The organism is Kribbella sp. NBC_01505 (assembly GCF_045040285.1).
Classification (GTDB): Bacteria; Actinomycetota; Actinomycetes; order Propionibacteriales; family Kribbellaceae; genus Kribbella.
Window position 1 is genome coordinate 279601 of the sequence record NZ_CP109425.1, and the last position, 24992, is coordinate 304592.

Consider the following 24992-nt stretch of genomic DNA (forward strand, 5'->3'; position numbering starts at 1 on the left):
ACCAATGGACCCGACAACCAGCGTCACCCTGTACGCCGAGGCCCGCGCGCGGGTGATCGCGGCGGTCCGCGAACTCGACGCCGCGAGCCTGAATCAGACCGTGCCGGCCTGCCCGGAGTGGACGGTGCACAACCTCGTCTCGCACCTCGCCGGGGTGGCGGCCGACTTCACCGCCGGCAACCTGGACGGAGCACCGCAGCCGCCCTGGACGGCCGTCCAGGTGGATGAGCGGCGCGACCGCCCGATCGCAGAGGTGCTCGACGAGTGGGCGTTTAGCGGCCGTGCCTTGGAGCAGGTCGTCGCGGGCGGTACGACGTCGCATCCGTTGGTCTGTAATCCGTGGGTCGACGCGGGTACCCATGAAGCGGATCTGCACGGCCTGCTCGGGACCGGTCGTCCGCCGGCGGAACTCTGGCTCGCGACCATCGCCTGGGTCGAGAGCCACGCGTCCGGCCCGCTGACCGTGATCACGCCGGACGGCACCTTCCACCTCGCCGGCGACGCACCACCTGCCGAAGTGCGCACGTCGTCGTACGAGCTGTTCCGTGCGCTCTTCGGGCGGCGCAGCCCGGCGCAGATCGAGTCCTGGGCGTGGACCGACCCCGAGCATGCCGCGGCGTGGAGTGTCGAGCTACCGCGGCTCCCCCAGACGCCGCTCCCGCTCGTCGACTAGCTGCGCGACCAGCGTCTTCGGGGCGATCTGGCGGAAGGCGTTCTCGACGAGGTCCGCCAGGTGGTCCCAGTCGACGTCGTCGACGTCCAGGTAGACCCCGAGCCAGCCGCGATGACCGACGTACGGCGGGCGGTAGAAGTGCTCGGGGTCGTCAGCGACCAGCGACTCCTGGACGCCGGGCGGCGCCGCGCACCACAGCCCGACCCGGTCGTCGTGGTGCTGGTTCGCGAACATCACGAACACCTTCTTGTCCCGCACGAACCACGTCGGCTCGCCATGACTCAACCGCTCGGTCGCCTCCGGCATCGCCAGGCATAGCGCCCGGAGCCGCTCCAGTACGTCCATGACCTCAGTGTCGCGGACCCGGGACCACGACACCGGCCTCATAGGCGAAAACAACCGCTTGCGCGCGATCCCGCAGGTCGAGCTTGGTGAGGATATTGCTCACGTGCGACTTCACCGTCTGCTCGGCGACCACCAGCTCGGCCGCGATCTGCCGGTTGGACAGCCCGCGCGCAACCAGCCGCAGTACGTCGGTCTCGCGCGGAGTGAGCTTGTCCGGGGCGGTCGTGGCGACCGGCTGGGCGCGGGTGAAGTCCTCGACCAGCCGGCGGGTCACCGACGGCGCGAGCAATGCGTCACCGGCCGCGACCACCCGGACCGCTCCTGCCAGCTCATCCGGGGTCGAGTGCTTCAGCAGGAACCCACTCGCGCCTGCGCGCAGAGCGGCGTAAACGTAGTCGTCGAGGTCGAAGGTGGTCAGCATGATCACCCGCGGCGCGTCCGGACCGGACAGGATCTCGCGAGCCGCCGCCAGACCGTCCATGACCGGCATCCGCACGTCCATCAGGATCACGTCCGGACTGAGCTCGGCCGCCACTTTGATCGCCTCGGCGCCGTCGCCGGCCTGACCGACCACCTCGATATCGGGCTGGGCGTTCAGCAGTGCGCCGAAGCCCGCCCGCACCATCTCCTGGTCGTCCACGACCAGCACGCGGATCGTCACGAACCGCCGTCCTCTCCGATGGGTAGGGCGACCTCGACCAGATAACCACCGTCGGAGGTCGCGCCTGCTGTCATGGTGCCGTCGACCAGCTCGACGCGCTCTCGCATTCCGATCAACCCGTGCCCGCTCCCGGCCACGATCGGCGCGGGTGTGCCGGGCCCGTTCTCCACCCTGACGATGAGCGCACTCGCGGAGCGGCCGATGGCGACCTGGGCCGTCGCCCCCGGCGCGTGCCGGACTGCGTTGCTCAAGGCCTCCTGCACGACCCGGTACGCGGTCAGCTGCACCGCCGGGTCGACCTCGCTGACGACCACACCCTTCAGCTGTACGTCGGCGCCGGCCTGGCGAGCGCTGTTGATCAGCTCCGGGATCTGGGCGAGACCGGGTTGCGGTTCGAGTTCGGGCTCCGGCTCGTCATCGCGGAGAAGGCGCAGTACGCGGCGCATCTCGGTCAGCGACGCCCGGGCGGCCTCACCGATCTCGGCGAACTCCTGCTGAACCTCGGCCGGCAACGCGGTCAACCGGTGTGGCGCACTGTCGGCTCGCACGACGACCACGGACAGGTGGTGGGCGACGACATCGTGCAGCTCGCGAGCGATCCGGGCGCGTTCCTGGAGGCGAGCCCGCTCACTGCGTTCGGTCTCACTGATGACCTCCTGCTCGGCCAGCCGCCACCGTGCCTCGGACCGCGACCTGAGCAGACTGCCGAGCACCGCCCCGGTCGCCGAGACGACGGCCATGACGATCCCGGGTGCGAGGTTGGTGGTGGTCCAGCTCGGCGCATAGGCGACGACGGACAGCAGCTGGGCGACGAACCACCAGCGGATGAGCTGGCCTCTCGTCAGGCCGCGGGCACCACCGATAGCGAGGACGGTCGCGTATCCGAAAACGGCCGTGGCGGCCCACGGCCAGGGTTCGCTCGGGCTGACCGCGTCACCGACGGCCGCTGTGACAGCGGTGGTCAGCAACGCGATCAGCAGTCCCAGCCGTGGCCGCGACCAGGCCAGCGCCAGACTGATCGCCCGACCGAGACCGAGCCCCAGCGCCAACGGCCCGGCGTCCAGGTCGATATCGAACGCCCCGGCCAACGACCCGTAGCCCAGGGTGTAGTGCTGGTAGAGGTCGAGCGCTGACAGCCCGAACAGGACCACAACACCCGCGGCCGCTATCCAGCGCCATCGGCCCCGCGGCCAAGCGCCGCGGGTCTGCTGCTCAGCGGTCACGATCGGACTCTTTCACAGCTGCTGGATCCACGACCAGAAGAACAGCATGCCCCCGGCGCAGAACACGATAGTTGCCGGGAGCACCCACTTCGCCGTACTGGCGCCGTAGACCGTGCGGACCAGGGCGGCGTGCAGTGCGGCGACACCGCGCAGGACGAACGGGATCAGCACGATGATCGGGATCGAGACGGCCGCGTGCACCGCCCAGGCGCCTGCTCGGGTCGGACCGCCCCAGGTGCCCGGGCCGTACGGGCCGTGCTCGACCAAGCCGTAGAACGGCCCGCGGACGACGGAGATCAGGAGGAGCATCAGCAGGAACCAGCTCATCAGTCCCATCACCGCGCTGGCCAGCCCCATCCCGAACACAGCCGATCCACGGGCCGGCTTGTCGGCCGGTCTGCCCCAGCGGCGGCTCGTCTCCGCGGTCTCGCCGGTGATGGCGTCGGCCATCGTCAGAATTCCGGTCGGGACGAGCAGTACGTCGCACTTGATCCAGCTCAGCACCCGGCGAGCGGTTCCGGCGCCCCGCCTCGGCACCGACCGGGTCCGGTGGTTCACCAGTGTCTGTGTCATGTCGTCGAGCCTAGGAATCGGGCGCCGCCGGCACCTCCAGCCAGAGAGCCAACTCCGGTCCAGTACCCCGGTAGGGGGTGCGATGTGACCCAGGTCACAGTGACCACGGTCCGTGCGATCGCGTTACACGGTCAGTGCCGAATGACGTTCTGCGTCGACGGCGCGCGGCCAGAGTGGAGGATCGGCATGCGCATTCGGAGTCTGGCAGTTTCCGCCGTTCTCGTCCCGGTGATGGTTCTCGCCGGTTGCGGTAACGAGGCGTCGTCCGACGTCGCCGCCTCGTCCGCGGGCGCCCAGAAGGTGTCCAAAGTAGGTCTCACCGAGCAGGTCAGCGGTCCCGCTGTCAGCTCCGACGACCCCGTCGTCAACGCGTATTACGACTATCGCGTCGCACTCGACGAGATGATGCGCAGCGGCGGCGTCCAGACCGCGCAACTCAAACCACTGATGACGACGAAGCTCTTCCAGTCGATCAGCGTCCAGGCGAAGTACTACCGCTCCAAGCAGCTGCGCAACACCGGTGTCACCACAGTCCTCTGGGCCAAGCGCACCCTCGCCTCCAACGGCGTCATCGTGACCGCTTGCTACGACACCACCGCCGCCCGGACCGTGGACGCGACCGGCCGCTCGGTCCTCCCGACCGCCACGCCCACCCGCTGGCTCGACCACATGCGCGTCCAGCAGCAGAACTCCCGCTGGATCGTCGACGGCGGCAGCACCGCACCGACATCCTGCTAGCGGAGTCAGACCTTCGGTTCGCCGCCAATCGGCACACCTCGCGGTCCGAAGCCAGCGGCGCGGAGACGCCCCTCTCCGCGCCGCTTCACTTCGGCCTACTGGTGGCGGACCATCTGCTGCAGGAGTGCCTCGACAGCACCGTGCAGGTCGGCGTCGTGCTGCGGTCCCGACCAGACCACCACGCATCCCTTGTCGCCGAGCTTGTCCGCGACCAGCGCTCTTGCCGGAGTCGGATCGCCCTGATTCAGTACGACGATCAGCCGCCGCCCGTCCCGTTGCAGCCGATCGAGCAACGGCGGCAGCGTCGACCCGCGGAACACGCCCGGATCGCTCTTCACCTTGGTCTCGACCATCACCCCGCGCCCACGCACGACGAGCAGGAAGTCGGCCCGATCCCGGGTGAACTCGCGGTCGTGATAGATCCGCGCCTTCGGCCAGAGCCGCTGCAACGCGGCATCGACTTCGGCGTCGTACCGGTCCGCGAGCCGGCTGACCCGCGAACTCGTCCCCCGCGGCGGAAACCGCTCCTGCCTTCCCCGCGCACGACCGAACAGCCAACGTGTGATTTGTGTGTCGAACATCGGCGGACCCCTCGCCCTCGTCGCACTTGTGGTCAAGTGTTCCCAGCGGTTCGCGAGGCCGAACGCGGCCACTCCGATCGTGACCGCACCGCCACACAACGGCGTAATCTTGGTCTAGGCCACAACCTCGTCCGGTGCGGTCGGCGACAATCGACGACGTCGACAAGCGAAAGGTGTTCCAGTTGCCCACCTGGAAACTGCATTTCAAATCCGGCCCGAGCGACGTCTACCGCGCGCTCAGTACGCCGGGCGGCCGGTCGCGGTACTGGGCCGACGCCCCGGAGGTCGACGGAGTCATCAACTTCAGCTTCCCCAGCGGCCACAGCACCGAGGCCCGGATCGAGGAAGCGATCCAGGACCGGCGCTACCGGTTCACCTGGCACGGCGAGCGGAGCCTCAGCTTCGACCTGCTCCCGGACGAGACCGGCGGGACCGACCTCACCGTGACCGGCCAGGCCGGACCGCACCTCAGCGACGACATCTCGGTCCTGCTGCGGCTCAAGGCCTGGGTCGACTTCGGGGTCGACCTCCGCAACCACGACGGCTCCCGCAGTACCGGCTATCTCGACGGCTGATGCCGTCGGCAACCACCTGCGGTCTTTGTGGTGCGGCTAATTCGGTTGCGGCCGAGGCGCTCGGTTGGGTCTCATGGGCGGCGTGGAACCGATCGGCATCGACGAGATCAGACGCTCCTTCGTCAACTCGACCAAGAGTCAGGCGAAGGCGATGACGCCACCCCACGGCTTCACCGAGCTGCCCTGGGAGTCGCTCGACTTCCTCGGCTGGCGTGACGCGAAGGCCCCCAACCGCGGCTACCTCGTCGTACGGCGGGACGGTGCGGTGACCGCGATCGCCCTCAGCACCCAGGCGACCGGCAAGCCCCGTCGCGGCACCGGCCTCTGCGACCTCTGCAACACCGCCCACCCGGTCACCGACGTCGCCCTGTTCGCCGCCCGCCGCGCCGGGACAGCGGGCCGCGAAGGCAACACGGTCGGCTCCTACATCTGCGCCGACCTCGCCTGCTCCCTCTACCTCCGCGGCCTCCGCGAGCTCGCCGTACCGCAGGGCGAGACCATCTCGTCCGAGCTCCGCGTCGACCGCCTCAGCACTCGCCTCGACACCTTCGTGGCACGCGTCCTGGCCTGAGCACCTGAACCGACGATCTGGGCACTACGCTGCTCGCATGACGGAGTTCAGGATCACCCACGAGGTTCACGAGGCGCACCCGGACATCCGCGAGCGACTCACCGCCACCACCATCGAGGCGATCAACGAGACCAGCGCCCGCTCCGCCGAAGACGCCGCCCGAGTGCTCCTGCACAAGCTCGCCGAGATCGGCGTCCACATGAGCGAACCCGCCTGCCTTGCCGCCGTAGAACGCATCCGCTCCGGCAAACAACTCCGCTTCGAAATAGAAGAAGCCGAAGACTGACCGCACACATCCCCCGCCCGAATACACAGCCGGGGGTCAGAACAACCGGGGGTCAGAACAACCGGGGGTTGGAACAGCCGGGGGTTGGAACAGGAACTGGTGGGCGTGAACAAGTCATAACTTGTTCAAGCCCACCCCGCGATGTCGACGCCCCCGACAACCGGCGCCTGACCCCGCCCCGGCCACCAGCGATGGCCTGGGACAGACAGTCAGGCCCGGAGACCTGTGGTGCGGAGTCTCCTGCCACCACAACCTGTCTCAAGCCACCACGCCCGACGCCCGGCCACCAGTTACGGCCCGGGACAGCGAAGCGGGGGTGGCGGTGGTTGCCTATTTGGCTTGCTGGGTGGGACCGAGGTCGGCAGGCGTAAGCAGTGGGTGGAGGGTGAGGCCGGCTTCGGTCAAGGGGGTTGGCGTGGTGGGGTTTCGGTTGATGACGCAGACGGCGTGGTTGATCTCGGCACCTTCGGCGCGGAGGTCTTTCGTCGACAGGACGATCTGACCGCCGGTCGTCACGACGTCTTCGACGATCGTCACACGCCGGCCGCCGACAGCCGCACCCTCGGCCAGCCGGAGCGTTCCGTACGGCTTCGCCTGCTTGCGGACGAACGCGCACGGCAAACCCGTGTGCCGGCTGAGCGCCGTCACCACCGGGATCCCGCCGAGCTCCAGCCCGGCCAGCACCTCGGTGTCGGCCGGCACCAGCGCGACCATCGCCGCGGCGAGCTCATCCAGCAGCACCGGATCAGCCTCGAACTGGTACTTGTCGAAGTACTCCCCCGTCACCTGCCCCGACCGCAGCAGAAACTCCCCGGTCAGATGCGCAGTCTGATAAACCCGTCGCCCCAGCTCAGCAATCTCCACGCCCGCACCCTAACTCGCGTGCTGCTGCCGTATCTCCTCCGGCGGTAGCAGTCGCCGGAACGCATCCACCGAGACGATCTCAACCCCGATCAACCCCGGCGAGAGCCCTTCCCCGAACTTGTTCAAGCTTCCAGCGCTGACGCCACTCATCGCAGTTCCCCCGCTCCCGTCACCATCGACTCATGGTGACACGCCACCATTCCTAGCCCAGGGTGCGGGAGGCGCGGTCTGCGGCGTACCCGGAGAGGGCTTTTGCCATCAGGGTGTGGAGTTGCAACTGTTCCTTCTCGGTGAGCGTGCCGAACGGGGAACGGGTGTAAGCGTTGGTCAGGAGGCGCTGGCGGATCTTGCGGCCGGCTGGGGTGAGCACGAGGGTGCGGACGCGGCCGTCGTCGGGGTGGGCCGCTCGGCGGGCGAGTCCTCGCTCCTCGAGTTTCGCTGCCAGGAGGGTGACGTTCGACGGGTCGCAGTGCAGCCGGGCGGCGAGTTGCTTCATCGGCACCGGACCCGCATCGGGCGGGATCAGCCAGAGGAGATTCGCCTGCGACTCGGTCAGGCCGACCTCGTCGACCACACCTTTCATGATGCCCGTCACCAGCGGCCCCAGCCCGATCAGCTGGTCGACCAGCAGCGCGTGGATCTCCTGCGAATTCATACCGGCGAGCGTACCTCTTGACTTGTTCATTGAGCTGCTAAAGTACCAAAGTACTTGACTTACTCAAGCAATCCGAGGAGCAGCCATGCACGACCCGACCCTCATCGCCGGCCGGACAGCCCTGGTCACCGGGGCGTCGACCGGCATCGGCGCGGAGTTCGCGCGCCAACTTGCCGCACGAGGTGCGCACCTGATCCTCGTCGCGCGATCGCTCGACAAGCTGGACGCGCTGGCGGCGGACCTTCGGGCCAAGCACCAACTCGACGTGTTCACCATGCAGCTCGACCTCTCGACCCCCAATGCGTCAGCAAGACTCTTCCAGCGCGTGTCCGACCTCGGCCGCTCAGTCGATTTCCTCGTCAACAACGCTGGCTTCAGCTCCCTTGGCCCAACCGCGGAGCTGGATCCAGACCAGGTCCCCGGCATCGTCAACCTCAACGTCGAGGTGATCATGGAGAACACCGTCCGGGCACTGCCGCCGATGATCGCCCGCGGCGGCGGCGTGATCATCAACATCGCCGGCACCGGCGCGTTCCAGCCCGGACCGTACATGGCAGCGCGTACGGCAAGCGCAGCCTTCATTCTCTCGTTCACCCAGGCCGTGCACGCCGAGAACACGGACAGGGGCGTCCGGGTCTTCGCACTCTGCCCCGGCCCGACCGCAACCCCCATGACCAGCGGCCAGACCTCACCCCTGGGCAAGATGCGCACTCCCGACCAGGTTGTCGCCACAGCCCTCAAGGCACTCGGCAACCGCAAGGCATCCGTAGTGGACGGCCGCCTCAACAACCTCGTCGCCCGCATCGGCTCCCGCTTACCGGAACCCCTGGTCCTCGCCATGGCCACCCGCATCATGAAGAGAACCACAGCCGCCCACTGACGCCCGATCAGGCTGCACGCCCCCATCCCTTCGCCGCAAGCTCTTCAGCGACAGCGATCATCTCGTCATTCACCTGCCCATTGCCCGCACGAGCCATCGCGGTGAGCTCAGGTCCCGCAGTCTCAGGCGTGCCCGCATCGAAAGGCGGCTCCGGCGCGTACTCGAGCATCAACTGCGTCACCTTGGCGACCTCCTCCCCCAGCAGTTGCGCCAGCACCACGAGGCCGAAGTCGAGGCCGGCTGTCACGCCACCGCCGGTGATCCGATTGCGGTCGACCACCACCCGCCCCTCGGCGTACTCCGCACCGAACCGTGCCAGCACCTCGACACCACTCCAGTGAGAGGTCGCCCGATACCCACGCAGCAGTCCGGCCGCACCGAGGATCAGCGAACCACCACAGACAGAGGTGACGTACTGCGCACGCGCGCCACGGTCGGCGAGGAACTTCAGGACGTCCTCATCCGCAGCAACCGGCGCCTGCCCCATACCGCCGGGGACGAACAGGACGTCGAGATCGGCCGGGCAGTCCTCGAAGGTGGTCGTCGGGTGCAGGACGACGCCGGAGTCCGACTGCACCGGATCGGTCGTTTTCCAGACCAGGTGGGTCTCCATCGCGCCGGCGAACGCGGCATGCGGCGCGACCAGGTCGAGCAGGGTGAGTCCGGGATAGAGCAGCATCGCGACCTTCGGTCGGGTCGTTGCGATCATCGTGAGCTCCCTTCGTGATGACTGACGTACTCCTTGAGTTGCCAAACTAAGCGATATGCTTGAGCATCTCAAGGATATCGGTCCTCCGGAAAGGGCATCGTGATGAACGTCATCGTCGACGGAGACAAGTGCGTTGGCAGCGGGCAGTGCGCGATGACCGCGCCGAATGTCTTCGACCAGAGCGATTCGGACGGCCTCGTCGTACTGCTCGACGAGGCGCCGCCCGAGGCCGAGATGGAGATCGCCAGCGAGGCGGTCGTTCTGTGCCCCGCCGCCGCGATTCGCCTTCAAGAAGGGCCGGCCCAATGAAGACAGTCGTCATGACGGGAGCAACGTCGGGGCTCGGCGCCGTGACCGCGCGGCTCATCGCAGCCGATCCGGAGATGCGACTGCTCGCCGGAACACGTGGCAAACAAGTGAGAGGCGCCGAGACGGAACAGTTGGATCTCGCCCGACTGGCGAGCGTCCGTGAGTTCGCGCAGAAGATTCTGGAGCGGCTGGGCGACACCAAGATCGACGTCTTGCTACTCAACGCCGGAACCAACCTGCGTGGCGACCAACGTAGTACTGAAGACGGCTACGAGGTGGTCTTCGCTACCAATCACCTCGCCCACTACCTGCTCCTACGACTGCTAGCGCCTCAGTTGTCGCCCACGGCAACCATCGTCATCACAACCAGCGATACGCACGACCCGAAGATCAACAGGATCGCACCTCCGCAGCACGCCTACGCGGACCTGCTCGCCTCTCCACCCGAGGACGGCGGACGCAGACAGGGCCCCGTCTCATTCCGGGCCTATGCGTCTTCCAAACTCTGCAACCTGCTGACTGCACGCGCCTTTGCCCGACTCAACGAGGGCGGCCAGGTCCAGGTCGTCGCCTACAACCCTGGATTCACGCCCGACACGCAACTCAATCGCGGCACGAGCCGCGCGATCCGGATCGCGATGAGGGTTCTGGTGCCACTGGCCCGGAGATTCGCTCACATCAACACGGCAGAGGAGGCCGGCCGGACGCTGGCCGACCTCGCCCTCGGCTCGGCCCGACCGCCTGAGGGTCGTCTCTACGCGTCGCTGGTACGAGGGAAGCTGACGTGGCCCGATCCGTCCAGACTCGCCCAGAGCGATGACGCCATGACCAGTCTGTGGCGGGAAAGCGCCTTGCTCGTAGGTCTGAAATCAGTTGCCGAGGGCACCGTCGAGTAACGCATTGAGATAGCGGTCGGACAGGTCGGGGTCGTCGCGGTCGGGAGAGTGCCGGACCGCGAAACCCACCCCGCAGAGCAGAAGCATCATGTCCGCGGCCGTCAGGGCAGGGTGCACCCCACCATCGGCGGCACTCCGTTCCAGCAGACCATTGAGCTCGCCCCGCAGTCGGAGCCGCAGTTGCTGGATTTCGGGCGTGGCCGGCTCAGGATCGATGGCCGCGGCAGCGAAGGCGTCGTCGCGCAGATACGCCGCGACCGCCGTTTTCAGGAACCCCCGCAGCGCCTGCTCGGCATCCGGCAGTGCGGCAGCCTCTTCCGCCTGCTGGATCAAGAAGGCGAACTGATCCGCCGCCACCGCCTCGACCAGCGCCTCGGGAGTCGGGAAATGCCGATAGACGGTACCCACGCCAACATCGGCCGCCTTGGCGACCGCGTTGAGCTGAATCGGCTTCCCCTCCTGGGCGATCGCCCGCGCCGCATCCACGATGTACCGCCGGTTGCGGGCAGCGTCCTTCCGGAGTACCGGCTGCACGTCCTTCATGAACCCACTCTAACCCTTGGCGCCAGCAACACACTTGACAGGATCAATGAATTATTCAAGCATTCAAGAGACCCGAGGAGTCGATCACATGACCCGGACGGAAAACTCGTCACTGCCGCCGACCGCCCGGCGATCCGATCGCTGCCCCTTCGAACCCGCCCCCCGAACTGACCGCCTTACGAGAGCGGGAGGACCTACCCCGAATCTCGGGCGAGCACCCGAGATTCGGCTACTACGAAGCCCGCGCAGTCACCCGGTACGCCGACGTCCGAGCTGCGTTCGGACACGAAAGTGCAGTACCCGGTCCAGGAGTGGACCCGGACCGAGATGCACCGAGCACCCTGTTCAACCAGCCAGGATTCCTGCTCAATTACAACGGCCCCGAGCACGCACGGCTGCGCCGGATGCTCACCAGCGCCTTCACGGTCCGCCGCCTCCGGGGGATGCGTCCGTGGATCGAACAGATCGTCAACGAGCGCCTCGACGAGATCTGCCAGGCCGGTCCCGCGGTCGACCTGGTCCAGGACTTCGCGCTGCCGATCCCGTCCCTGGTGATCTGCGAGCTTCTCGGCATACCGTACGCCGATCGAGCCCAGTTCCAGCACCAGAGCGCAGTCCTGCTCGACCTCACAACGACCGCCCAGCAACAGGTCGACAACTACACCGCGATGCACGACTACATGGCGAAGCTGATCGCCGGCCTGCGCAGCGAGCCCGGCGACAGCCTGCTCGGATCGGTGATCCGCGAACAAGGCGACGAACTCACCGATGAGGAACTCGTCGGCCTCGGCAACCTGCTCCTGATCGCCGGACACGAGACGACCTCCACCATGATCGGCCTCAGCACCCTGGTCCTGCTGCAGCATCCCGACCAACTGGCCGCCGTACGGGACGACGACACCGTGGTCAATACCGCCGTCGAGGAACTCCTGCGCTATCTGTCCATCGTCACCCAACTCAATCGTCGGGCGGTCGGCGACATCGACCTCAACGGCCGGCAGGTCGCGGCCGGCGAAACCCTGTCACTCTCGCTGCTGGCAGCCAACCAGGACCGCGAACTCGTCGGTGACGAGCCGGGCCTGAACGTCCACCGCCAACCCGTCGCCCACCTGACGTTCGGGTTCGGCCCGCACCAATGCCTCGGGCAACAACTCGCCCGGATTGAGCTGCGAGTCGCCCTCCCCGCACTGCTGCGCCGCTTCCCCACCCTGCGCCTGTCCGTGCCGTTCGATGACATCGCCTTCCGGGTCCTCTCCCCCGTCTACGGCCTGAAGTCCCTGCTCGTCACCTGGTAGCCAATCGGATTGCCAGTCCATTCGGATAACCAATCCGTTTATGCCTATAGTGGAGACATGAGTACGACGTACGAGGTCAAAGCCTCTCCCGAGTCGGTGGTCGTCGACGGCCGGGCTCGCACGATGACAGTCGTGCAGAACCAGCACGGTGACGCGAGGAAGGTGCCGATCGTCCTGGTCTTTCACGGCTCCATGCAGACTGCCGATGCGATCCGTTCGTTCACCGCGAACACCTTCGACCGCATCGGGTCGGAGTCCGGCGCGATCGTTGCCTATCTCAACGGTCACAAGAAGCACTGGAACGACGCCAGGGTGGTTAACACCTCCGCCGCGCGCGCTGACGGCATGGACGACGTCGCCTTCGCCAAGGCCGCCATCGACCTGCTGGTACGGCGTTACAACGGCAACCCAGCCCAGGTCTTCGCCGTCGGCTTCTCCAACGGCGGCCAGATGGTGATCCGGCTGATCCATGAGATGCCCGAAGCCCTGGTCGGCGCCGCCATCCTCTCCGCGACCCAGACCGTCCCGGAGAACTTCGCGCCGGCCGCCCCGCAGGACAAGGCTTTGCCGGTCATGCTCATGCACGGCACCGAGGACCCGATCGTCCCGTACGCCGGCGGCATGGCGAAGATGTACCGGTTCCGGCCCCGAGGACTCGGCCTCTCCGCCGAGGAGACTGCCGCGTACTACGCCCGCCGCAACGGCATCACCAACGCACCGACCACGACGTCGGTGAGTGCGCAGGTGGACCGCACCGACTACGTCCAACCAGGCCACCAGTCGGTGACTCTTTACACCGTGCGCGAAGGCGGCCACACCATCCCCGGCCCGAAGACAGCCCATCCGCGCTTCCTGATAGGCCGAACCGACCACACCCTCGACACCGCCGGGGCGATCACCGAGTTCTTCGGTCTCGACGCCCACAGCCGCCAAGCGTGATTCAACGAACGGAGCCCGAGATGCTCATCGACTGCGCCGCGAAGGCGATGAACGCAGTACACCGCGGTGTCCTCAAGGTCAGCGGAGGCAAAGCCGGCTGGCAGATTTCGACCATGCCGATCCTGCGACTCACCACGGTCGGCCGCAAGACCGGTGAGCCGCGGTCCGTGATGCTCGCTTCGCCACTCCAGGAGGGCTCGACGCTCGTCGTCGTAGCCTCCCGAGGCGGAGACGACAAGCATCCAGCCTGGTTCCTCAACCTCCGCGAGAACCCGCAGGTGGACGTGACCTACCGCGGCGGGCCCACCCGACGAATGCAGGCCCGCACAGCCACGCCGGAAGAACGAAGCCGCCTCTGGCCCCTGGTAGTCGCCAACCACCAGAACTACGCCGACTACCAAACCAAAACCACCCGCGAGATCCCCCTAGTCCTACTGGAAGACCTGGCAAGCTAGTCATCCGTTGCCAGCGGCTTCATGGACCCGTCGCCCCAGCTCAGCAATCTCCACGCCCGCACCCGAGGCACTAACTCGCGTGCTGCTGAGGTATCTCCTCCGGCGGTAGCAGTCGCCGGAACGCATCCACCGAAACGATCGGTACGCCGTACTCCCGGGCTGCCCGTGCCTTGACCGACAGGCTGTCCGGATCCGCCGCCACCACGAACGTGGTGTCCGGCCGCACCGCTTCCTGCGGCGCGAACCCGGCCGCGACCGCGCGATCCCACCACACCTCGCGCGACTCGATCATGTCGCCGGTGAACACCAGCGTGCTTCCCACCGGAAACCCATCCGCACCCGGGCGCGACGGGACGACGTACTGTCCGGAGCTTGCCCTCAGCAACGCCTCGTCCACATCGGACTCCAGGTAGCCCAGCATCACCGCGACCTTGTCGAGATCGCTGCGCCGTTCTGGCGTCATCGCACCGGCTGCCCACGATCCCTCCGCAAGCCCAGAAACGTAGTCACAGTGGAGATCCTGGACCTCCAGCCGTGTCAGCCCGAGCTCCGTCGCCACCTGCACGAGCTGATCGGCGTCGGTCACGGTGATCTCCCGCTTCGCGAGGATGCCGTCGAGCAGCGCCAGATACGAATCGGCCTGCGGCGGCTCCGGCACTCGCGGCAACTGGTCGACGAGTCGACTCATCCACCCGTGTCGCCCACCGGCATGCACCGGCCGAACAGTCGGCGTGAACTGCTGCTCGGGCAACGTCGGCCAGCGCCAACCGCGCAGCTCTTCATACGCCCACTGCCAAGGCGGCGGGGATGGAAACTCCTGCAAATACTGGGCGAACAGCTCGGCTGTCGCCCGGGTATCGGCCAGCGCCGAGTGCCAACCCTCGAGGGAAACCCCCGCGGCCGCACAACAGGCACCGAGCGTCCGCTTGGCTCCCGGATACAGATGCCCGGCGAGCGCCATCGTGCACATCGACCGCTCGGTGATCAACGGCACCATGTAACCCAGCCGCGCGAACTCCGCCCGCAGGAACCCGAGATCGAACTCGACGTTGTGCCCGACCACCATCCGCCCGGCCAGCAGCTCACCCAACCGCCGCGCCACCGCACCGAACTCCGGTGCGTCCAGCACGTCGGCGGTGAGAATCCCGTGGATGTGCTGAGGCCCTAGGTCGCGCTGCGGATTCAGCAGCGTGACCCACTCGTCCTCGACCTGTCCGCGGGCGTCCAGCAGGACGACCGCGATCTCGATCACCCGGTGCCGATGGCTCGGCAACAGACCGGTCGTCTCGGTGTCGATCACGGCATACATGCGGGCCTCCTCGAGCTCGGTTTCCGACCCACAGCAAGCCAATCACAGGCCACCGACAGTTTCCGCGCGCTCACTGTGCAGGGACGTCGACGGCGATCTCGTCGCCGAGCTTCGCACCGTGCATCAACGCGAGTTCGTCGCCGCTCCAGAAGCGGCCCGGGTCGTACCAGTTCGGCCGCCGCCCCGGCATCAGCAACCCCATCTCCTCGTACGTGACCGCGACGACCTCCGCGCAGTACGCGAACTCCAGTTCGAGCTCCCGCCGGCCGCGCTTCAGCGCCGGGACCCGCCCGCGCACCCAGCGCGACGCGAGACGAGCAGTCGAGGGGAACGGCGTACCGTCCAGGCGTGCGACAGTCCGCAGTACGGCGTCCTCCATGTCGTGCGTGACGGGGTGATCCAGCTGACGCAGCCAGCCGCGCTGACCGTACTTACGCGCCCACACCGTCACCGCGTCCCGCAGGTCGTGCAGCTGCACACCGCGGTGATGCTTGCCGGTCCACATGTCCGGCAGCGATCGCCCGAGCTCCGCATGCCACATCAGCGGTGGCATGTCGTCGAGCACGATCGCCATCCCGACATGGTTGACGGGGCTGTTGGTCAAGGTCTGGATCGCACGATCGGCGGCACTCTCACCGCGGAACAGCCAAATGTCACCTGTTCGTGTCAGTTCCGTAGCGTCATCCAGTGAAATCCGGCTCTCCACGTCGTTAGATTAGTCGGCATGAAGGTATGGAAGGTCGTAGGACTTGCGGGGCTCGTCGGCGTGGCCGCTACGGGCGTGGTGATTGCGCGGGGCGAGCGGAAGCGTCGCGCCTACACACCGGAAGAGGTGCGGGACCGGCTCAAGGAGCGCGTCAAGCACGCCGCACACGCCTGATCCAGCAGCTCAGGACCCGGTACGACGCTCGGCCGGGCGCGAGGACGCCGTAACTCGGTGGTACGGCGACACCCCTCCGCGCCCGGCCGGAGTCATGCCCAGATACTACGCCGGACCAGAACTAAAGGTTGTGTAAGGCAACATCTTTTAACCGGCCCGCGGTGATCGTCGCGGTCTGGAACGTGCAGTGGGGCTGGCGGCGCCGATCCGTCGGCGAGCCAGGATTGAGCAGGCGCAGGCCGCCTGGGGTCGTCGTGTCCCAGGGGATGTGGCTGTGACCGAAGACGAGCAGGCCGACGCCCGGATACTCCCGCTGGCAGCGCTCCTCACGCCCCTTCGACGCACCGGTCTCGTGTACAACCGCCACGGCCAGCCCGTCGAGATCCACGCGCGCGACTTCAGGCAGCCGGGCGCGCAGCTCGGGGCCGTCGTTGTTACCCCAGCAGCCGATCAGCCTGGTCGCCCGCGCTTCCAGCTCGTCGAGCAACGCGACGTTCACCCAGTCGCCTGCGTGAATCACCACGTCGGCATCGTCGATCGCTTCCCAGACCGCGTCGGGAAGCCGCTTCGCCCGCACCGGCAAATGAGTGTCCGAAATCAGCACCAGCCGCATCCTCCAACCTTCTACTGCTCCAGGGCCGCGATCAACTCCCTCTCTCTGTTGAGGCTCAGGCCGGCGCGCCGCTCGCGGTCCAGGCCCAGCTCGCGCTCCCACGCGAGCGTGTCGGCCAGGAACTCGCGTCGCGGCCGGTGCACCAACCCCGCCGCCGCGGCCGCAGCACCGCTTCGGCACGACCAACCGGCATACTCCGGGTCGGACATCCACATCGTGAGCGACTCGGGCCCCATGTACTGCCCGACCTCCTGCTCCTCCAGCCACTCCGGCTTGGCGAGGACGACCGGCCCGGTGTGACCGCCGACCTCCCGGGCTAGCTCGATCCACTCCCCGAACGGCACGACCGGACCGACAGTGTCGAATGTCCCGGTCCGGCCCGCGGTCGCGCCGTCCAGCAACCACCCGGCGAGGTCGCGCACGTCGATCACTGAGGTCGGCAGATCGGGTGAATCCGGCACCAGCAGCGGCTCCCCCGGCGCCTGAGCAGCCCGCGCCACCCAAGAGCCGGCCCGATCACTCGCGTCTCCCGGTCCGCCGATCAACCCTGCGCGCGCGATCACCAGGCGGTCCCCGACCGCCTCGACCGATGCGAGCTCGCAGGCGACCTTGGCCTCGCCGTACTGCTCCCGGTCGGCGAGGTCCCCCTCGGACGGCGCACGCAGCGCCGCACTCTCGTCGGCCCCGGGCGTATCGAACTTCTCGTACACGTTCCCGGTGGACACATACGTCCAGTGCTTGGCCCGCGCCCCGAGCGCCGCGAGCGCTCCCCGCACGAACCCGGGTTGCCACGACACCTCGAACACGGCATCCCATTCCCGCTCGGGCAAGGCGTCGTACGCATCCGGTTTGCTTCGATCCGCGGCGACCAGCTCCGCGCCGGCGGCGACAGCACCGCTCTCGCCGCGCGCCACGCACGTCACCCGATGCCCACGCGCGAGAGCCTGCGATGCCAGCTCGCGCCCCAACCACGCCGTACCGCCAAGGATCAGAATCTCCATGCAGGCAAGCCAATCAGGCCCCGCCGACAATTCCCAAGTTCCTTAGCCGAGGGCAGACAGAACACCGAGTGTGACCCCTCGTACGGCGTCAGGTCACCGTAAGCCGCGAGCCCTTGCCGACCAGCCGATCCAGGCGCAGTGTCGGCAAGGAGCGGCACTCGAGAACGGGTGCCCTGGGCAAGGGGGAGAAATGGCTGGTTTCGTTCAGATCATCGAGTACCGGACGTCCAGACCGGACGACGTCGCGGCGCTGGCCGACGCGTACCGGACGAAGCGGGAAGCAGGTGACGACGGTCCGCGGCCGGTCCGCTCCGTCATGTGTTCGGACCGCGACGACGCCACGCGGTACTTCACGGTCGTCGAGTTCGCGTCGTACGAGGACGCCATGGAGAACTCGGCCCGACCCGACACCGGTGAGTTCGCGGCCGCGCTGATGGAGCTGTGCGACGGGCCGGCGACGTTCCACGACCTCGACGTACTGCAGTTGACGAGCTTCGCTTGAGAGCTCGGGCCCAGCCGGACTCGCATTCGGCTGGGCCCGAGACAGGGGAGGCGGCGCCGATGCCGGAAAGGAGGTCGGCATCGACGGTCGCGAAGGTCCGGATCACGCGGCGCCGGATCCGGACCGGCTTGTGGGGTGTTACCTCAACGGAAGACCCGGTACGACGACCACGCGCCCGGCGGCGCTCCGCCCTGCGAACCGGCGTCGTGCTCGTGGTGCAGCGGATCGGGATCCTCAGGCTCCGGCGCGGAGTGCAGCTCGGGCCAGGGTCGCGCGGCCAGAGTCTCGCGAGGCGGCAGCACCGGCCCCGGATCCGGCCCGGACTCGGCGTCGATCCACTCGATCTCGGTGGCCCCGCCATGCCCGTGGATCGCGACCACGGACTCGATCCCGTCCCACACGGTCGTGGTCGGATAGTCGCCGTACCAGCGCAGCGCGACCGCTCCGTCGGTGAACCGCACGCCCTCGGCGACAGGCCCGGTCCCACTCACCCCGGAGACATCATGATGGCGAATCAGCCGGAAGCGACGAGAGCTCATTTCGGGGCAACCTCCCACAACCGCTCCCCCGGCAGCGACCGGTACAGCGCCGGATCGGTCACCGGAATCGGCTCACTGGTCACCTTCAACCCCGCGAACCGCCGCGACATAGCCTCCGCGTACCGCTCCGCCAGCTCGGCCTCGGCACTGTAGTCCGCGACCACATGGTCCCCGAACCAGACCCGCACCCGACACCGCTGCGAACCACCGTCACCGGACACCTCAATGCACCCGGCGCAGCATGGTTGTTCCCACCATCAGCTTCAAAGACCTACGTATCACGTCGATCACTCCCACTTCCCTGTGGCGATGGGTTCACTCGAGTGACGACCCGCTCACAGGTTCATGACGCAACTCCGCAGAACTTTTTCCACCACCCCGCCCGAATCTCTATTCGAACGCCCCGCGCACCCAGGGCCCCCAAAGCTCCAGTCCCGGCGCATCCGGCCCAATAGGCTCCTCGAACACCTGCGTGCCGACCCCCGGCAGATACGCGACCGTCAACGTCGCAAGGTTCTCCAGCAACAACATCGGAACGTCCGGCCGCCCAGCCACCAGCCTGTCGAACACCAGCCGCCCCTCAACATGCTGAACCGCCTCGTCCTTCCGCCCCACCAACCGAACGCCCAACTGAGCCGGGTACCCATCGATCGCGCAAACGTCCTCCGGCTCCGGATCCACCTGCGCATGCATGTTCGGCGCAAGCATCAACAGCAACTCCCGCTCAACAGTCCCCGCCCCCACCCTGAACACATACTCCCCGTCCAACTCCCGATGCACCCGCTCAGCCCCAAGCACCCCCGGCAACCACCCCGCAACCGCCCCCACCCCCTGCCCAACACATCATCATCACTAGCCATTCAGCCCACCCACCCCTCAGCCATCACGAAGCGCTGCGAGGATCTCCCCGACGGAGATATCGGGCGTCAACTCCACGGTCCGGTACGACCCCGGCTCAATCAGATGCAGCCCGCGCCCCGGAAGGAGACTGCTGGCCATCCACTGCGCGAACTCGGCCGCCGCCTCCGCATCCGCGGGCTCGAGGCTAACCGCCTGCCGCGTCCCACTCAGCGCCACTCCCAGCTCCCGTGGCGCCGGCTCAAGCGGGACCAGCGCCTCCAGCGCCATCGTCGACCCCTCAACGCTCCCCCGACCGACGCGAACCCCGGGCCATCTTCCCTGCAGCGCATCGGCGAAGTCGTCCACCTCCAGGGCCCAGTCCGGCTCCTCCAACGGCGCGACCAGATACTCCGCCATCAGTCATCGTCCTCTCGCCGTACAGTCACTTGCCCTGGGATGTCCAGCCGCCGCATCCGCTCCCGAAAGTATGCAGCCGCGGTGTCGTCGTTGGTGATGATTTCGAGTCCTTCGACCGGATTACCGTCGTCGCCGATCACGGCGCGGTATTTGAGGAGCTGATGATCGTTCTTCTCCTCGGCGATCTTCCGCAGGAACGGCGGCAGCGACTCCGGTCTATAGAACGAGCGTTCCGAGGAGGGAGCCACGTACTTGGCATCCTGCGCGCGCCTCAGCAGGTCGTCCATGCCGTCGGCCCACGACGCTCTGGGCAGGTCCTCGTCCGGCGTCAGGCGGTACTCGACGGGACCGCAGAACTTGCGCTGAAAATCAGCCTCCGGACCGTCACCGACCAGCGGTCGGATTCGTCCGGTCTCAGCCAGCTTCTCGCGGTACTCCCTGAAATTCGCCGGCGCGTTCGATGGGGTACCGCGCTTCAGCGGGGGGAGGTTGATGTCTACGACTATGGGTCGGGGTTTTTCGTCTTCGGGGTAGTCGAAGGTGGCTTCCAGGGTGGTGGGGGTGATGGTGAAGGTGGCGTGGTCCCAGGTTCGGGCGGCGGACTCGGCCATGGCTTCGAGGAGGTTCTTGACGGGTTCTTCGAGGTCGATCAGGAACTCGTGGTCGGCGAGGAGGCGTTCGTTGCGTTTCTCCTCTTCCTTCTCTTCCTTCTCGGTGCGTTCCTCGATCTCGAACTCGCCGGTCTCGGTGACGGTGATCTCGACCTCGAGCGGTTCCTCGGGGTTCGGGTTCTGTTCGTCGTCCTTCTCGTGGTCCTTGCGGAACTTCTCGAAGGCTTTGCGGGCGACCGTGATCAACGGGGGTTCGTTGTCTTCGGCAACTTCTACGTCCTCGAAGGTGGCGGTGAGGCGTTTGGTGCGGCCGCGGGTATCGCGTTCGACGACGTCACCGGTGCCACCGGTCGTGCGGTTGCGATCAGCCGAGTCGGACGAAGGGCGGTCCGTGCCGGAACCACTGCCGACCAACCGGTCCGCCCACAGCCGCGCCTTCGGCGGCGCCATCGACAGGTAGTGCGCAGCCGCCTCGCACGCCCGCGCCGCCGCGTCTAGCTGATGCGCAGCGACAGTCGCACCGCCCTGCGCCGCGACCGCAGCGTTCTCCCGGCAGCGGGCAGCAGTGCGTTGCAGGTGGTTCAGCACCTGCGGTACTTCGTCCAGGCAGTCGACCAGCCCTCGAGCCACCCGCTGCAGGTCCGACGGCATGAGAGGTCAGATCTGGTCGGCGTAGCTCTTGCATCCGGCCGAGGCGATCTCCAGGGCCTCCGCAGCCTGCTCCACGGCCTTCCCGGCCGCGTCCAGGATCTCGGAGATGTCCCGGTCCACCCCGGTCGCCGTACCAGCGATCAGGCTCTCGACCTGCTGGCTGTGCTGGGTGAACCGCAGTTTGAACCCGGCCAGCCCGCCCGCTGCCTGCTTGGCCTCCATCGAGACCTGAAACAGCTGTTCCTTGAGCCGCTGTACGTCGGACACCTGAACCACTCCACTATGTCAGTTGCGCTTCTTCGGCAGCACGATCGCCGTACCGGCCACGACCACCGGTACCAGGATCGCGAGCCACCAGGGCAGTCCTGCCGCCATCGCGACCACGACCACGCCCGCACCGCCCCATCCCCACCACCGGGCCCCTGGCAGCCTAGGCAACCCCAGCATCCGTGATGCGGCCAGCATGGTGACCGCAGCGATCGCCGCCGCCTCGACACCGGTCAGGAACGACCCGGCGACGATCCACACCAGCACGAACCCGACCAGCGTCAGGACGGCGCTGATCGTACGACGTTTGCGCCGCTCCTGAAGCGCACGCCCCTGCTCGCGGACCTCCTCGAGCTGATCGACCGCCTCACCCAACTGCTTCGTCAGGCGAGCCGCAGCCGACTCCAGATCGCTGAGACCGCGGATCTCCGGGGAGGGTATGTTCACCCGCCGCCCGTCAGCCGGGAGCCCCGCGCGCTGCAAGCTGGCCGCTGCCTTCTCGGCGAGTCCGTTGAGCCGCTCTTCGACCTGTCGGCCGCGTTCGGCCATCGCTGCGGCCTCAGCGTGCGCTGCGGCCTCCGCACGGGACTTGGTGGCGGTCAGCCGGTCCTGTGCCTGCTGGGCGTCCGTACGGGCTCCTGCGACGATCCGCAGGGCGCGTGAGTACTGCCCCCACTGCTCCTCTTCGGTCTTCATCACCGCACCAGCTCCACCGCACGCTCGACCTCGTCAGACCGCAGTGCGGCAAACGGTACGACGACTTGCGCTTCCGGATGCAGTCCGTCCCACAACAGCCCGCGGTGCGGCTCGGAAGCCCAGCGGACCAGCGGACCGCACACCGCCCGGACACCGTCCTGCGGGTGCCGTAGGAACAGGTGCGTGGCCACATTCGCCCGGCCATAGCCGAGGTGCTCGGTGCAGACGTGCAGTCTGTTCCACCAGCCGAAGGTGATGAGCCCCTGCGCCGGACCGTCGCGCACGATGTCCTGCAGCGCGTTGGCCGGGCTCTCGAAGAACCCCTCCGCATGCAGCTGCATCCGCGGCACCCCATGGAAGCCAAAGCCGATCAGATAGGTCTGGCCGCCGACCTGTCCGTCCCGCAGCGCATTCCGCAACGCAAAGATCCGGGGACCGACCTCATCGTGCTTGTCGACTGTCTCGACCTCACACCCGAGCGACCGCAGCGCGTGCACCAGCGCACCCTTGCCGTCCGCAACAGCAGGCGCTGAGTCGGTCCCGTCCATGAAGATGAACCGCGGCGGGTCAACAGCAGCCCCTGCCGTCGACAACGCCAGACCGCTCAGTACGCCGAGCGCATCCGCCGGACCGTCGCCCAGAACCAGTACGCCGGCTCCCGGCTCGGGCCTGACCTCGACCTGCACCGGCTCCTCGGTCACCGCGATCGGCAGACCGACCCACGGTCGTCCCAGCTCCGGCTTCACCGCGGTAGCCGTATCAGTCAGCCGCGCGGGCTCGGCCAGGTGGAACACCCGCGGCGGGTGCACCGCCGTACCGGCTCGGCGCCACAGCTCGCGCCGCAGGTCGTCCAGCACCGCCTTGTCCGCAAAGCTCACCAGCACGTGCTGGTTGTCGTCGGGCGAGCCGAAGTTCGCATTCAGCACTGCCTCGCCGCGAAACTGCAGCTCTGCGGCCGCAGTGTTCCCACTGCGCAGAATCGCTTGCGAGTCAGTCGGAGTGGTCTTCAGAGCGATCCGGTACGGCACCTGGCCGAAGATGGAGTCCCGCCGGGTTGCCAGCCGCTTGACGCCTTCGATCGTCTGCGTCGCCAGTACGACGTGGACCCCGTACGCGCGGCCGAGCCGCACCAGCCGCTCGAGCAGCTTGGCCGCCTCGTCCGCCAGCTCGTCGTCGTCCTCAAGCAGCACCTGGAACTCGTCCAGGACCACCAGGATCCGCGGCGGCCGGTCCGGGCCCGGAGCCAGCTCAGCGATGTCCGCGACGTTGCCGTGCGCCTTGAAGATCTCGCTCCGCCGCGCCAGCTCATCAGACAGATGCCGCAGTACGGCGAGACCGAACGCGCGGTCGCTGTGGATCCCCAGCACTCGCACATGCGGCAGCCAGTGCTCACGCTCTCCGGCCGGACCGAGCGCGGAGAACTCCACACCGTGCTTGAAGTCCAGCAGGTACATCTCCAGGTCGGCCGGGTCGTACCGTGCGGCCAGTCCGTGGATCAGCACAAGCAGGAGGTTCGACTTGCCCTGTCCGACCGCGCCGCCGACCAGCACGTGCGGCAGGGCCGGGTTTCCGCTGCGCAACCGCACCAGCGCCGGCGTGCGGTCGTCGTACCCGATCACTGTGCCGATCTCGTCCTTGACCGGCTGCCACCAGGTCGAGCGGTCCGGCAGTGTGCGGTCGAAGTCGATGGTCGGCAGTACTGCGATCTCCGCCAGCTCAGCCACTACGTCGCAGACCCGTGCGGCCAGCCCCGCGTCGAAGGGCTCGTCGAGTTTGGCAGCAACCCCCGGCAGCGTCGCTGCCTCTACCTTGCCGGCGGTCACGACCACTGCATCGAGCAGCTCGAGCAGCTGCTTGGTGTCGACGTCACTCTCCGGCTGGGCCGACGGGTCGTGGTGCACGAGGAAGCAGATGCCGCGCTGACCGGCAGTCGCGGCGAGCCGCAGCAGGTCGCGCTGCGCAAGCTGGTCGATCCCCGAGGGGTAGTCGAAGAGGACGACGAGCCGGTACGGATCGGTGACGCGACCACTCTCCCGGATCAGGTCCTCGAACCGCTCGTGCCCGAGCTGCGCGTGCCGGCTGGCCCGCATCGACGACACGTCGACCAGCCCGGAGAGCACTCCGTGCAGCTGCTCCGCGGTGTGTGTTGCCCTGGGCACCAATTGCGGGTACTTCGTGGTCAAGTGACCGAGCAGGCCCATCGTGCCGGTCAGCTTCGGGTCGAACGCGTCGATGCGCAACCGGAACGGCTCCGCCGCCGCGACCAGCCGCAGTGCGATGCTCTGCAGCAGTCTGCGGGCGGACTCGTTGCGGTCCGCGGTCACCTTCCAGCCGTTCGTGCGCAGCAGCGGTACGGCGACCGGCACGCCGCCGTCGAGCTCACCGATCCGGATGTACGGCTGGACGCCTACGCCGACGAACTGCTCGGAGGTCCAACGGGCGTCGTTCGGCGGGATGGAGGCGAGCCCGGGAGCCAGCCGGTGGGCGAGCAGCCGCGCGTCCGGCTCGGCCTTGGCCAGCGCCTCGGCCGTCTTCGCCTCGACCTGGGCCCGGGACTCGCGCCGGGCGATCGCGGTCTGCTCCTGGAGCTGCCGGTGCTGTTGCACGGCCCGCTGATGCTCGCCCTGGGTCAGCCGCCGGGCATGCTCCAGCAACTGTCCCAACGCGTGCTGGAGACCGCGGATCCGCGCTTCCAGAAGCTCAGGCGCCGCTTCTGGTTTCGCTTCCCGCGCTCCATCCGATTCTCGCGCTCCGCGCTGAGGCAACTGGGATGCGTTCTCCCCGTCAGGCCTCTCCGTCACGAGCACCGTCCTTCCACCTCTGCCCCGCGACACCTACTGCCTGGACAACTGTGTCACACCAGTAGTCCCAGTGGTCACTCCAGGCATCAGTAGT

General features: G+C 67.6%; 34 protein-coding genes. 13 read left to right on the forward strand and 21 right to left on the reverse strand.

What is annotated here, in order from left to right; all coding sequences use genetic code 11:
* The first annotated feature begins 4 nt into the window (after positions 1 to 4).
* Complete coding sequence (locus tag OG474_RS01030; protein ID WP_405060246.1) at positions 5 to 673, forward strand: maleylpyruvate isomerase N-terminal domain-containing protein; 669 nt, start codon at positions 5 to 7, stop codon at positions 671 to 673.
* Here the strand turns inward: OG474_RS01030 and OG474_RS01035 are convergent.
* The 4 genes from OG474_RS01035 to OG474_RS01050 are packed head-to-tail and all read right to left on the reverse strand — an operon-like array spanning position 632 to position 3475.
* Entirely contained in the window at positions 632 to 1018 is a 387-nt protein-coding gene (locus OG474_RS01035) for an MmcQ/YjbR family DNA-binding protein (protein WP_405060247.1), read from the reverse strand. The genes OG474_RS01030 and OG474_RS01035 overlap by 42 nt on opposite strands.
* A 4-nt stretch (positions 1019 to 1022) precedes the next feature.
* Positions 1023 to 1679, reverse strand: a complete 657-nt coding sequence (locus OG474_RS01040; RefSeq protein ID WP_405060248.1) for a response regulator — start codon at positions 1677 to 1679, stop codon at positions 1023 to 1025.
* Positions 1676 to 2902, reverse strand: coding sequence for a sensor histidine kinase (locus OG474_RS01045; protein ID WP_405060249.1), 1227 nt, complete (start codon positions 2900 to 2902; stop codon positions 1676 to 1678). The genes OG474_RS01040 and OG474_RS01045 overlap by 4 nt, the downstream gene beginning before the upstream one ends.
* Before the next feature lie 12 nt (positions 2903 to 2914).
* On the reverse strand, positions 2915 to 3475 hold the full coding sequence (locus OG474_RS01050; protein WP_405060250.1) for a hypothetical protein: 561 nt from the start codon (positions 3473 to 3475) through the stop codon (positions 2915 to 2917).
* A gap of 186 nt (positions 3476 to 3661) precedes the next feature.
* Between OG474_RS01050 and OG474_RS01055 the strand changes: the two genes are divergently transcribed.
* Complete coding sequence (locus OG474_RS01055) at positions 3662 to 4213, forward strand: hypothetical protein (protein WP_405060252.1); 552 nt, start codon at positions 3662 to 3664, stop codon at positions 4211 to 4213.
* Positions 4214 to 4308: 95 nt separating this feature from the next.
* Here the strand turns inward: OG474_RS01055 and OG474_RS01060 are convergent, their stop codons facing one another.
* Positions 4309 to 4794 (reverse strand): hypothetical protein, encoded by a 486-nt coding sequence (locus OG474_RS01060; protein WP_405060253.1) that lies wholly within the window; start codon positions 4792 to 4794, stop codon positions 4309 to 4311.
* A gap of 134 nt (positions 4795 to 4928) precedes the next feature.
* On the opposite strand from OG474_RS01060, the gene OG474_RS01065 reads away from it, so the two are divergent.
* The 3 genes from OG474_RS01065 (at position 4929) to OG474_RS01075 (ending at position 6226) form a co-directional block, all read left to right on the forward strand.
* Entirely contained in the window at positions 4929 to 5369 is a 441-nt protein-coding gene (locus OG474_RS01065) for an SRPBCC domain-containing protein (protein ID WP_405060254.1), read from the forward strand.
* Between the two features lie 73 nt (positions 5370 to 5442).
* Entirely contained in the window at positions 5443 to 5940 is a 498-nt protein-coding gene (locus OG474_RS01070) for an FBP domain-containing protein (protein ID WP_405060255.1), read from the forward strand.
* Between the two features lie 37 nt (positions 5941 to 5977).
* A complete protein-coding gene (locus tag OG474_RS01075) occupies positions 5978 to 6226 on the forward strand; it encodes a hypothetical protein (RefSeq protein ID WP_405060256.1) in 249 nt (82 codons plus the stop codon).
* A gap of 330 nt (positions 6227 to 6556) precedes the next feature.
* On the opposite strand, the gene OG474_RS01080 is transcribed toward OG474_RS01075, so the two are convergent.
* Positions 6557 to 7090 (reverse strand): orotate phosphoribosyltransferase, encoded by a 534-nt coding sequence (locus OG474_RS01080; RefSeq protein WP_405060257.1) that lies wholly within the window; start codon positions 7088 to 7090, stop codon positions 6557 to 6559.
* 202 nt (positions 7091 to 7292) lie between these two features.
* On the reverse strand, positions 7293 to 7745 hold the full coding sequence (locus tag OG474_RS01085; protein ID WP_405060258.1) for a MarR family winged helix-turn-helix transcriptional regulator: 453 nt from the start codon (positions 7743 to 7745) through the stop codon (positions 7293 to 7295).
* 85 nt (positions 7746 to 7830) lie between these two features.
* Here OG474_RS01085 and OG474_RS01090 point away from each other — a divergent pair, with 85 nt between their 5' ends.
* On the forward strand, positions 7831 to 8625 hold the full coding sequence (locus OG474_RS01090) for an SDR family NAD(P)-dependent oxidoreductase (protein WP_405060259.1): 795 nt from the start codon (positions 7831 to 7833) through the stop codon (positions 8623 to 8625).
* A 7-nt stretch (positions 8626 to 8632) separates the two neighbouring features.
* On the opposite strand, the gene OG474_RS01095 is transcribed toward OG474_RS01090, so the two are convergent.
* On the reverse strand, positions 8633 to 9334 hold the full coding sequence (locus tag OG474_RS01095; protein WP_405060260.1) for a DJ-1/PfpI family protein: 702 nt from the start codon (positions 9332 to 9334) through the stop codon (positions 8633 to 8635).
* 102 nt (positions 9335 to 9436) lie between these two features.
* Between OG474_RS01095 and OG474_RS01100 the strand changes: the two genes are divergently transcribed.
* Together OG474_RS01100 and OG474_RS01105 are read left to right on the forward strand one after the other, a co-directional pair.
* Positions 9437 to 9643, forward strand: coding sequence for a ferredoxin (locus OG474_RS01100; RefSeq protein WP_405060261.1), 207 nt, complete (start codon positions 9437 to 9439; stop codon positions 9641 to 9643).
* Entirely contained in the window at positions 9640 to 10539 is a 900-nt protein-coding gene (locus OG474_RS01105; protein ID WP_405060262.1) for an SDR family NAD(P)-dependent oxidoreductase, read from the forward strand. Before OG474_RS01100 ends, OG474_RS01105 begins: the two co-directional genes overlap by 4 nt.
* Here the strand turns inward: OG474_RS01105 and OG474_RS01110 are convergent.
* Positions 10513 to 11082 (reverse strand): TetR/AcrR family transcriptional regulator, encoded by a 570-nt coding sequence (locus tag OG474_RS01110; RefSeq protein ID WP_405060263.1) that lies wholly within the window; start codon positions 11080 to 11082, stop codon positions 10513 to 10515. The genes OG474_RS01105 and OG474_RS01110 overlap by 27 nt on opposite strands.
* A 203-nt stretch (positions 11083 to 11285) precedes the next feature.
* Between OG474_RS01110 and OG474_RS01115 the strand changes: the two genes are divergently transcribed.
* From OG474_RS01115 to OG474_RS01125, 3 genes are read left to right on the forward strand one after another with little or no spacing between them, the layout of a single operon-like run.
* Positions 11286 to 12377: a cytochrome P450 gene (locus OG474_RS01115; RefSeq protein WP_405064530.1), complete on the forward strand. Its 1092-nt coding sequence runs from the start codon at positions 11286 to 11288 to the stop codon at positions 12375 to 12377.
* Positions 12378 to 12434: 57 nt separating this feature from the next.
* Positions 12435 to 13316: an alpha/beta hydrolase family esterase gene (locus OG474_RS01120; RefSeq protein ID WP_405060264.1), complete on the forward strand. Its 882-nt coding sequence runs from the start codon at positions 12435 to 12437 to the stop codon at positions 13314 to 13316.
* A gap of 20 nt (positions 13317 to 13336) precedes the next feature.
* Complete coding sequence (locus OG474_RS01125) at positions 13337 to 13771, forward strand: nitroreductase/quinone reductase family protein (protein ID WP_405060265.1); 435 nt, start codon at positions 13337 to 13339, stop codon at positions 13769 to 13771.
* A gap of 70 nt (positions 13772 to 13841) precedes the next feature.
* Here OG474_RS01125 and OG474_RS01130 read toward each other — a convergent pair whose 3' ends face one another.
* Together OG474_RS01130 and OG474_RS01135 are read right to left on the reverse strand one after the other, a co-directional pair.
* A complete protein-coding gene (locus OG474_RS01130; protein ID WP_405060266.1) occupies positions 13842 to 15080 on the reverse strand; it encodes an exonuclease domain-containing protein in 1239 nt (412 codons plus the stop codon).
* Between the two features lie 70 nt (positions 15081 to 15150).
* Positions 15151 to 15654: a hypothetical protein gene (locus OG474_RS01135; protein WP_405060267.1), complete on the reverse strand. Its 504-nt coding sequence runs from the start codon at positions 15652 to 15654 to the stop codon at positions 15151 to 15153.
* A gap of 150 nt (positions 15655 to 15804) precedes the next feature.
* Between OG474_RS01135 and OG474_RS01140 the strand changes: the two genes are divergently transcribed.
* Entirely contained in the window at positions 15805 to 15960 is a 156-nt protein-coding gene (locus OG474_RS01140; protein ID WP_165952334.1) for a hypothetical protein, read from the forward strand.
* A gap of 121 nt (positions 15961 to 16081) precedes the next feature.
* Here the strand turns inward: OG474_RS01140 and OG474_RS01145 are convergent, their stop codons facing one another.
* Positions 16082 to 16573 (reverse strand): metallophosphoesterase family protein, encoded by a 492-nt coding sequence (locus OG474_RS01145; protein ID WP_405060268.1) that lies wholly within the window; start codon positions 16571 to 16573, stop codon positions 16082 to 16084.
* 11 nt (positions 16574 to 16584) lie between these two features.
* Entirely contained in the window at positions 16585 to 17574 is a 990-nt protein-coding gene (locus tag OG474_RS01150; RefSeq protein WP_405060269.1) for an NAD-dependent epimerase/dehydratase family protein, read from the reverse strand.
* Positions 17575 to 17764: 190 nt separating this feature from the next.
* Here OG474_RS01150 and OG474_RS01155 point away from each other — a divergent pair, with 190 nt between their 5' ends.
* Entirely contained in the window at positions 17765 to 18076 is a 312-nt protein-coding gene (locus tag OG474_RS01155; RefSeq protein ID WP_405060270.1) for a hypothetical protein, read from the forward strand.
* 143 nt (positions 18077 to 18219) lie between these two features.
* On the opposite strand, the gene OG474_RS01160 is transcribed toward OG474_RS01155, so the two are convergent.
* From OG474_RS01160 to OG474_RS01195, 8 genes are all read right to left on the reverse strand, one after another.
* On the reverse strand, positions 18220 to 18615 hold the full coding sequence (locus OG474_RS01160; protein WP_405060271.1) for a hypothetical protein: 396 nt from the start codon (positions 18613 to 18615) through the stop codon (positions 18220 to 18222).
* Positions 18612 to 18803: a hypothetical protein gene (locus OG474_RS01165; RefSeq protein WP_405060272.1), complete on the reverse strand. Its 192-nt coding sequence runs from the start codon at positions 18801 to 18803 to the stop codon at positions 18612 to 18614. The genes OG474_RS01160 and OG474_RS01165 overlap by 4 nt, the downstream gene beginning before the upstream one ends.
* Before the next feature lie 202 nt (positions 18804 to 19005).
* On the reverse strand, positions 19006 to 19395 hold the full coding sequence (locus OG474_RS01170; protein WP_405060273.1) for a hypothetical protein: 390 nt from the start codon (positions 19393 to 19395) through the stop codon (positions 19006 to 19008).
* A 96-nt stretch (positions 19396 to 19491) separates the two neighbouring features.
* Positions 19492 to 19872, reverse strand: coding sequence for a hypothetical protein (locus OG474_RS01175; protein ID WP_405060274.1), 381 nt, complete (start codon positions 19870 to 19872; stop codon positions 19492 to 19494).
* Complete coding sequence (locus OG474_RS01180) at positions 19872 to 21134, reverse strand: restriction endonuclease fold toxin-2 domain-containing protein (protein WP_405060275.1); 1263 nt, start codon at positions 21132 to 21134, stop codon at positions 19872 to 19874. The genes OG474_RS01175 and OG474_RS01180 overlap by 1 nt, the downstream gene beginning before the upstream one ends.
* 6 nt (positions 21135 to 21140) lie before the next feature.
* Positions 21141 to 21401 carry a hypothetical protein gene (locus OG474_RS01185; RefSeq protein ID WP_132414728.1) on the reverse strand — a complete coding sequence of 87 codons (261 nt, stop codon included), beginning with the start codon at positions 21399 to 21401 and terminating at the stop codon, positions 21141 to 21143.
* Positions 21402 to 21419: 18 nt separating this feature from the next.
* Entirely contained in the window at positions 21420 to 22097 is a 678-nt protein-coding gene (locus OG474_RS01190; protein WP_405060276.1) for a hypothetical protein, read from the reverse strand.
* Positions 22097 to 24898, reverse strand: a complete 2802-nt coding sequence (locus OG474_RS01195) for an FtsK/SpoIIIE domain-containing protein (protein ID WP_405060277.1) — start codon at positions 24896 to 24898, stop codon at positions 22097 to 22099. The genes OG474_RS01190 and OG474_RS01195 overlap by 1 nt, the downstream gene beginning before the upstream one ends.
* Between the last annotated feature and the right edge of the window lie 94 nt (positions 24899 to 24992).